Source organism: Peptoniphilus stercorisuis (assembly GCF_017874395.1).
Taxonomy (GTDB): domain Bacteria; phylum Bacillota; class Clostridia; order Tissierellales; family Peptoniphilaceae; genus Anaerosphaera; species Anaerosphaera stercorisuis.
The window spans coordinates 1-7,783 of sequence record NZ_JAGGLJ010000028.1 but is presented as its reverse complement, the minus strand read 5'-3'; the positions used below and the strand labels follow the sequence as shown (position 1 = coordinate 7,783).

Here is a 7,783-nt window from a genome sequence, read left to right as displayed (position 1 = left end):
TCACATAAATACGTTAATGAAGCACCTTCCTTATATTCTTTGACTATTTTGATTTTTTCTTCTAAAGTTCTTTTAACATGTTTTCCCATAAAAAAATAACACTTCCAAAGTTTTCTAAATTAAGTATATTATACTTTTTATTTAGTGTGTACTCTAGAGGTATTATAATCTTAAAGGTCCTTTTTAATTATTAAGTTTTAAATCTCCATCTTTAATAAGCCCTTTTTTCTTCATTGGAATATATACAAGAAGTGAAATTATAGCAGGTAATATTATATGAAGAAGTAATATTATGAAAAATAAATCTTTAGTTGAATAAATATTTTTCATAGAATTATAAGTTTCTATTTGTCCTACAAGTCCACTTGTACCCATACCAGAGCCAAGAGGAGAGTTCTCCATTTTAAAAACTATTGTAGAGATTGGTCCAAGTATTGCAGAGGCAAGAGTAGGTGGTATCCAAATTTTCGGATTTTTTACAATATTTGGAATTTGAAGCATACTTGTTCCAATGCCTTGAGCAAGAAGTCCTTCTAATTTATTATCTTTATAAGATATTACAGCAAATCCAACCATTTGAGCACAACAGCCAACTGTTGCAGCTCCTCCAGCAAGACCAGATAAGGACAACATCATACATAGTGCTGCTGATGATATTGGAAGAGTAAGTGCAATTCCAACAAGAACTGAGACTATAATTCCCATAGTAAAAGGCTCTTTTTTAGTGGCAAACATTATAATATTTCCAAGTGAAACCATAAAAGCTTGAATATATGGCCCTATAAATGTTGCAATAATTGCACCAGATAAAACAGTAACTACTGGAGTTAAAATAATATCAAGTTTAGTTTCTTTAGATACGATTTTTCCAAGTTCAACAGCAATAATTGTTGAAAAATAAACTCCAACAGGCCCACCAAGTTTATAAGATGCAACACCTACTAAGGTTGATGAAAATAAAACAAGATCAGGTGCTTTTAATGAATAAGCTATTGCTATTGCAATTGCAGGACCTGTTGCTTCTTGTGCAAGAGGCCATATTACATCAGATAAAAATGAAATATTAAATTCTGTTCCTATTGTATTTAATATGGTTCCAACAAGAAGAGATGCAAATAATCCATAGGCCATTGCACCTGTTGCAGTTACAAGATAAGTTCTAAGTGATAAATTTACATTTTTACGTCTTAAAAATTCTTTCATAGTATTCCTTTCTATAATTAAATAATAATTGCAAATTAACATCATTATAACATAGTAAAGTATAAAAGATGAAAATAGAAAAATTTAAAAACTTTACATAAACTTTACAATAGAAATCTTTGGACTTTACAAAGTAAAGATATAATAAATTTGAAAATAGAGAAAGGGTGGTATTTTATGAATTTAAAAAAGAAATTATTTTTAGTATCGTCAGTTTTAGTGCTTAGTTTATCTCTTGTAGCTTGTGGTGGAAACAAAGATGAGAAAATCAATGTAGTAACTCGTGAGCAAGGATCGGGAACAAGAACAGCTTTTACAGAAATAACAGGTATTTTAGCTAAAGATGAAAATGGTGAAGAAATAGACAATACTTATGAAGAAGCTATTGTTCAAAATTCAACTGATGCAGTTATGACAACTGTTGCTGGTGATGAAAGTGCAATAGGATATATTTCTTTAGGATCTTTAAATGATACTGTAAAAGCTCTAAATGTAAATGGAGTAGTGGCAAGTGCAGAAGATATTAAAGATGGATCTTATGAAATTGCTAGAAATTTTAATATTGTCTATAAAGATGGTATATCAGATGAAGTAGAAGACTTTTTAAAATTTATGACAAGTGATATTGGCCAAAAGATAGTTGCAGAAGAAGGATATGTTGGCGAAAGTTCAACTGGAGAATATACTCCTATTAATAATAGTGCTTCTATAACTATAGCAGGCTCAACATCTGTAAACCCTTTAATGGAAAAATTAGTAGAAAGATATAAAAAATATAATCCTGATTTTAATGCAAATATTCAAGCAACTGGTTCTTCTGCTGGAATAAAATCTGTATTAGATGATTCTGCAGAGCTTGGAATGAGTTCAAGAGAATTAAAGGATTCAGAAAAAGATTTAAATGTAGAGGTAGTTGCAATAGATGGTATTGCAGTAATTGTAAATAATAATTCAAAAATAGATGATTTAAAATTAGAAAGTATAAAGGATATTTTTGAAGGAAAGATACAAAATTGGACTGATCTATAATGGAAATGGAATTAGTTTTAAAAAATAAAGGAAAAAGAAATAGAGACTTTAAAGAGGAGTCAATGAAATATTTCTTTTTCTCCTGTGCTTTATTGTCTGTATTTTTTATAATTTTAATATCTGCTTTTATATTTAATGGTGGATTTGTATTGATTAAAGAAGTTGGAATAAAGGATTTTATATTTAATACAAAATGGGCTCCTTTAAATACTCCGGCATCTTATGGAATAGGATCTATGATTTTAGGTTCTATTATTATTACATTACTTGCTTCTGTAATGGCAGTTCCAATTGCAATATTTACAGCTTCTTATCTTGCTTTTGACTGTAATAAAAAAGTTTATAAGTTTTTAAAACCTGCTCTTAATTTAATGGCAGGTATTCCATCAATAGTATATGGTTTTTTTGCACTTACTGTAATAGTTCCAATTATGAGAAATATGTTTGGTGGAAATGGAATGAGTATTTTAACTGCAAGTATACTTCTTTTAATAATGATACTTCCAACTATAATAAGCATTACAGAATCTTCTTTAAGAACTGTTCCAAAATCTTATTATGAGGGAAGTATAGCTCTTGGTGCAGATCATGAAAGAAGTATTTTAAAAGTTGTACTTCCTGCTGCAAAATCTGGAATATTTGCAGGAATAATACTTGGAATAGGACGTGCTATTGGAGAAACTATGGCAGTTATACTAGTAGCTGGAAATCAAACTAGACTTACATTTAATATTTTTAAGGGTATAAGAACAATGACTACAAATATTGTTCTAGAAATGGGATATGCAGAAGGTCTTCACAGACAAGCTCTAATTGCAACTGCTTCAGTATTATTCATATTTATATTAATAATAAATATTTCATTTTTTATATTTAAGAAAAGAAGTGAAAAAATATGAAAAAGAAATTAAGTTTTTATAAAATAGCAACTAGGCTATCAATGTTTATAACTTTTGGATCATTATTTGTAATAGTTTCTTATGTACTATTAAGGGGAATACCAAATTTTAAACTTAGTATGCTTAGTTTAAATTATACAAGTGAAAATGTATCAATGCTTCCATCTATTATAACAACATTAATAGTAGTTGCTTTATCAATTTTAATAGCAACTCCAATAGGAGTATTTACTGCAATATATTTAGTAGAATATGCAAAAAAAGGATCAAAGGCTGTAGATATTATAAGACTTGCAGCAGAGACATTAGCAGGAATTCCATCAATAGTATATGGACTTTTTGGAATGATTTTATTTGTAAGTACACTTGGATTTAGATATTCAATATTATCAGGTGTATTAACAGTATCAATAATGATATTGCCATTAATAATTAGATCAACAGAAGAAGCATTAAAATCTGTATCAGATAGTATTAGACAGGCAAGTTTTGCACTAGGTGCAGGAAAATTAAGAACTATATTTAAGGTAGTTCTTCCAGTAGCAGTGCCTGGAATAGTATCTGGAATAGTACTTGCAACAGGAAGAATAGTAGGAGAGACAGCTTGTTTAATATATACTCTTGGAACAGCAACAAAAATTCCAAATAGCATATTTTCATCCTCAAGAACTTTAGCACTACACATGTATATGCTTTCTTCTGAGGGTAAACATATTGGTGAAGGGTATGCAACTGCAATGGTACTTTTATTATTTGTACTTTTAATAAATTATATATCAAATAAAATTGCAAGTAAGTTTATGGAGGCAAAAGTTTGAAAGAAAAAATTAAAATTAAAGATCTAGATTTATTTTATGACGATTTTCAAGCTCTTAAAAAGATTAATTTAGATATTTATGAAAAGCAAATAACAGCTTTTATTGGGCCATCTGGATGTGGTAAATCAACTACACTTAAATGTATAAATAGAATGAATGATTTAGTAGAAGGTTGTAGAATAGATGGTCTTATAACTTTAGATGATGAAAATATATATGATAAAAATTATGATGTTAATAATTTGAGAAAAAGAGTTGGAATGGTATTTCAATCGCCAAACCCTTTTCCAATGAGTATTTATTCTAATATAGTTTATGGACCAAAAACTCATGGCATAAAAGATAAAAATAAACTTGATGAAATAGTTGAAAATTCTTTAAAAGGTGCTGCAATTTGGGATGAGGTGAAGGATCATCTTGATAAAAATGCACTATCTCTATCTGGTGGTCAACAACAGAGAATTTGTATTGCAAGAGCTCTTTCTGTTAGTCCTGAGGTTATTCTAATGGACGAACCAACATCTGCACTTGATCCTATTTCAACAGGAAAAATAGAAGACCTTGTAACAGAGCTAAAGGAGAACTATACTATAATTATGGTTACTCATAATATGCAACAGGCTTCAAGAGTTTCAGATAGAACAGCATTTTTCTTAAATGGAGAAGTAATAGAATATAATGATACATTTAAAATATTTTCAACTCCACAAAATGAGAAAACAGAAAACTATATAACAGGAAGGTTTGGTTAATATGAGGACAAGATTTGATGAAGAGCTTAATCTTTTAAATAGTGAAATGTTAGAAATGGGAGTTTTAATAGAATCTGCAATAAAAGGGGCAGTGGACCTTTTAAATAATAGAGACAGACAAAAAGCAGAAAAAATATTTGAATATGAAGAAGAAATTGATAAAATGGAACTTTTAATTCAAAATCATTGCCTAAGACTTCTTTTAGAACAACAACCTGTTGCAAGAGATTTAAGAACTATATCTTCAACACTTAAAATGATTACAGATATGGAAAGAATTGGAGATCAATGTAGAGATATTGCAGAAATTACTGTAAATTTACCAGAGGGATTTAAGGTAAAAAGTATGGATCATATTATAGAAATGGCAGATGCCACTATAAAAATGGTAAATGATACATTACAATCCTATGTAGATCGTGATATTGAAAAGGCAGAAAAAATTGTAAGAGATGATGATATAGTTGATGACTATTTTATAAAAGTACGTGATGATTTAATTGAAATGATTAAAAACGATACAATAGATGCTGCTGCAATTGTAGATTTAATGATGATTGCAAAATATTTAGAAAGAATAGCAGATCATGCTGTTAACATTTCAAAATGGGTGATTTTTTCAATTAGGGGATAATATGATTATATATGTAGTTGAAGACGATATTTCTATATTAAAATTAATTGAATATGCATTAAAATCTAAAGAATATGAAGTGAGTCCCTTTGAAAATGGAAGTGATTTTTTTAATTCATTAAAAGATGAACTTCCAGATTTGATTTTATTAGATATAATGCTTCCAGATATTGATGGAATGGAAATATTAAAAGAACTTAAGAAAAATTCAAAAACAAAGGATATTCCAGTAATGATGCTAACGGCAAAAGATGCAGAAATAGATATAGTTACAGCCCTTGATAATGGAGCAGATGACTATATGACAAAACCTTTTTCTGTGCTGGAACTATTATCAAGAGTAAATGTATTACTTAGAAGATTAAATAAAAATCCAGAAGAAAGTATTGAATATGGTGGAATAAAAATAGATCTTTTAGGAAGAAATGTATATATTGATTCTGAAAAAATTGATTTAACCTATAAAGAGTTTGAGCTATTAAATTATTTAATGGACAATAAAAATATAGTCTTATCACGTGAAAATTTAATATCTTCTGTGTGGGGTTATGATTATGAGGGAGAAACTAGAACAATAGATATGCATATTAAATCCCTTAGATCAAAATTAAAGGATAAATCAATATATATAAAAACAATAAGAGGTGTTGGATATAAATTTAGTGTAGGAGAATAAAATGGAAAAAAGAATCTTTAGAAGACTTTGCATCATAGCTCTTTTAACACTTGTACTAAGTACAGTTTCTTCTTTAACTATATATTATAATTTTTATAAAACTCAAAGTGAAAGAGATTTATCTAGCTTTGGAGAGTTAATAAAGATAAATTTAGAAGAGGTAGATGATGATTTAAAATATTTAAATGATATAAAAAATGTAGATTCTCAAATAAGAATTGGATATTTTAATTCTAAGGGAGAGGCTCTTTTTGATTCAAAAAAAGACATAAGAAGTCTTACAAATCATATGGATAGACCAGAGTTTATAGATGCTAAAAAATATGGTATTGGAATGGAAAGCAGATATTCTACAACTCTATCTAAAAGTACTTATTATATTGCATATAATTTAAATAATGAAAATGTTGTGAGAATATCAAGAGAAAAAGAAAATATTTTTGGAGCATTTTTAAAAGTTTTGCCAATGGATATATTACTTTCCATTGTTATTTTTATATTTGCAATTATATTATCAAAATATGCAACAAGAAAAATCTTACAGCCTTTAAATGAAAATGCAGAAGATTTAGAAAATATTGATATAAATGAAATTCCAGAAATAGCTCCTTTTATGAGACAAATAAAAAATCAAAATAAAACTATAAAAAAACAATTATTAGAAATGGAACAAAATCAAGATACTATATCTGCAATTCTTGAAAATATGACAGAGGGAATTGTAATAATAAATAAAAATAGAGAGATTTTAATAATAAATGAATCAACATCAAAATACTTAGGAAGTAGTAAAAACTTAGTGGGAAGAGATGTTTTAGAGCTTACTAGAAATGCGGAACTTTTAGATTCAATAAAAAATGCCTTTAATGGAGAAGGTGCAGAAGGTATTTTAGAAATTGAAAATAGAAGTATAAAATATATTTTAAATAGTATTTATACAAGAGATAAATTAACAGGAGTAATACTATTATTAATAGATGAAACGAAAGAAAAAAGAAATGAAAAAATCAGATCTGAATTTTCTGCAAATGTATCTCATGAACTTAAGACTCCTTTGACATCAATATATGGATTTTCTGAACTGATAAAAAATAATATGGTAAAAGATGAAAAAGACAAAGAAGAATTTATAAATAGAATATATGAAGAATCAAAAAGACTTTTAGTTTTAATTGATGATATTATTCAAATATCTAGTTTAGAAAGTAATGAAAATATAAATAAGACAATAGTTGATTTAGAAGAAATAGTAAATAGAGTAGTAGAAAATAATTTACAAAATGCTAAAAATAGAAATATATCTATTGAAAAAAGTGGCAGTGCAAAGATAAATGCAAATGCTACTATGATGTGGGAACTTATTACAAATTTAGTTGAAAATGCTATTAAATATAATAGAGAAAATGGATTTGTTAAAATTAATATTAGTGAGTCTAAAGACTATGTGGAAATGAAATTTATAGATAGTGGTATTGGAATATCTGAAAAAGATCAAGAGAGAATTTTTGAAAGATTTTATAGAGCGGATAAATCAAGATCAAAAAAATCAGGTGGAACAGGACTTGGACTTAGTATTGTAAAGCATATTGTAATAAGTCATAATGGAGAAATAAAAATAGAAAGTAAAGAAAATATAGGAACTACTATTATAGTAAAATTGCCAAAATAAAAACTCCCAAAGATACTATGCCCTGTCAAGTACACATCAAATAAAATATTATAGATATTTTAATTTGTATTCTAAGGGAGATAAGTATCCTAAGGCTTTTTGA

At 27.6% G+C, this 7,783-nt stretch carries 8 protein-coding genes; 7 read left to right on the top strand and 1 reads right to left on the bottom strand.

The features are described 5' to 3' along the window. Window positions 1-183 precede the first annotated feature (183 nt). Window positions 184-1,203 carry a PTS sugar transporter subunit IIC gene (locus J2Z71_RS08760; protein WP_210062288.1) on the bottom strand — a complete coding sequence of 340 codons (1,020 nt, stop codon included), beginning with the start codon at window positions 1,201-1,203 and terminating at the stop codon, window positions 184-186. Window positions 1,204-1,380: 177 nt separating this feature from the next. Here J2Z71_RS08760 and J2Z71_RS08755 point away from each other — a divergent pair, with 177 nt between their 5' ends. From J2Z71_RS08755 to J2Z71_RS08725, 7 genes are read left to right on the top strand one after another with little or no spacing between them, the layout of a single operon-like run. Continuing rightward, the gene (locus J2Z71_RS08755; RefSeq protein WP_210062286.1) at window positions 1,381-2,232 is read left to right on the top strand and encodes a substrate-binding domain-containing protein; all 852 of its coding nucleotides are present in this window, start codon (window positions 1,381-1,383) and stop codon (window positions 2,230-2,232) included. Then, window positions 2,232-3,131, top strand: a complete 900-nt coding sequence (gene pstC, locus J2Z71_RS08750; protein WP_210062285.1) for a phosphate ABC transporter permease subunit PstC — start codon at window positions 2,232-2,234, stop codon at window positions 3,129-3,131. The genes J2Z71_RS08755 and pstC overlap by 1 nt, the downstream gene beginning before the upstream one ends. Beyond that, window positions 3,128-3,949, top strand: coding sequence for a phosphate ABC transporter permease PstA (pstA, locus tag J2Z71_RS08745; protein WP_210062282.1), 822 nt, complete (start codon window positions 3,128-3,130; stop codon window positions 3,947-3,949). Before pstC ends, pstA begins: the two co-directional genes overlap by 4 nt. Then, window positions 3,946-4,701 (top strand): phosphate ABC transporter ATP-binding protein PstB, encoded by a 756-nt coding sequence (gene pstB, locus J2Z71_RS08740; RefSeq protein WP_210062280.1) that lies wholly within the window; start codon window positions 3,946-3,948, stop codon window positions 4,699-4,701. The genes pstA and pstB overlap by 4 nt, the downstream gene beginning before the upstream one ends. A gap of 1 nt (window position 4,702) precedes the next feature. Next, on the top strand, window positions 4,703-5,335 hold the full coding sequence (phoU, locus tag J2Z71_RS08735; RefSeq protein WP_210062277.1) for a phosphate signaling complex protein PhoU: 633 nt from the start codon (window positions 4,703-4,705) through the stop codon (window positions 5,333-5,335). Between the two features lies 1 nt (window position 5,336). Then, on the top strand, window positions 5,337-6,011 hold the full coding sequence (locus J2Z71_RS08730; protein WP_210062267.1) for a response regulator transcription factor: 675 nt from the start codon (window positions 5,337-5,339) through the stop codon (window positions 6,009-6,011). 1 nt (window position 6,012) lies between these two features. Further along, the gene (locus J2Z71_RS08725; protein WP_210062265.1) at window positions 6,013-7,680 is read left to right on the top strand and encodes a sensor histidine kinase; all 1,668 of its coding nucleotides are present in this window, start codon (window positions 6,013-6,015) and stop codon (window positions 7,678-7,680) included. The last annotated feature ends 103 nt before the right edge of the window (window positions 7,681-7,783 follow it).